Source organism: Sutterella massiliensis, from assembly GCF_016899755.1.
GTDB classification, from domain to species: domain Bacteria; phylum Pseudomonadota; class Gammaproteobacteria; order Burkholderiales; family Burkholderiaceae_F; genus Sutterella; species Sutterella massiliensis.
The window spans coordinates 1-905 of the sequence record NZ_JACJJC010000146.1 but is presented as its reverse complement, the minus strand read 5'-3'; the positions used below and the strand labels follow the sequence as shown (position 1 = coordinate 905).

Below are 905 nucleotides of genomic sequence, written 5' to 3'. Positions count from 1 at the left end.
TCATACGACAAGATCACGGATTCGCTTGAAGCACTCGGAGCGAGTCAGGTTGCCGCTCGCGACTACGTGAGCCTTGCGCTTCTCGAACCGATTTACAAGCGTTCGGCCCAGGGTTTTTACAACGACATGGGGGACTATGCGACGGCGGTGATGCTCAATCAGGCGATCGAGCAGAGAAACACGCAATGGGCGGCAGAACAGAGTTTGTTCATGACGACGATTCGACCGCTCATGACCTTCTTTGAAGGCTTTATCTACGCGATCACACCGATTCTGGCCTTCCTTCTTGTCATGGGCGCTTTCGGCATGACGATGATCACCAAATATTTCCAAGTGGTCGTTTGGATTCAGCTTTGGATGCCCGTACTTTCCGTTGTGAATTTGTTCACTCTGATGGGTGCCAGGGGCGAGTTTTCTTCGATCGTCACCACGCCGTTGAGTTTTTACTCGATCAACAACGGCAGTCAGATTCTTCAGAACTGGATCGCTACGGGCGGCATGCTCGCGGCTGCGACGCCCATGATTGCGCTCTTCCTCGTTACGGGGTCCACGTACGCATTCACGTCGCTCACGAGCCGTATGGGCGGTGCCGATCACCTCAATGAAAAGATCGGTTCTCCCGACATGGTGAAACCGGCAGAAGTTCTCTCGATGATGCCGAAAGCAACCTCATCGACCGTCGGCGGCACTTCCGCTACCGGGTCTGTCGTGCCGACGATCGACATCCAGCGCGGCTTGTCCGACAACGTGTCCGCAGCCAAAACGAATTTGCAGACGAATTCCGAGGCGCTCGCTCAAAACTTCGTCAAAACGTCGTCCGATCAGCAGATTCGTCAGGTGGCCGCGGCACTTTCAAAAGTCACGGGCAACCAGGAATTTGCTCGCCTTGCACAGACGTACGGCAC

At 54.9% G+C, this 905-nt stretch carries 1 protein-coding gene; it reads left to right on the top strand.

The window, feature by feature from the left end:
* A partial coding sequence (locus tag H6A60_RS11840; protein ID WP_205104877.1) for a conjugal transfer protein TraG N-terminal domain-containing protein occupies positions 1-905 on the top strand: 905 nt, incomplete at both ends.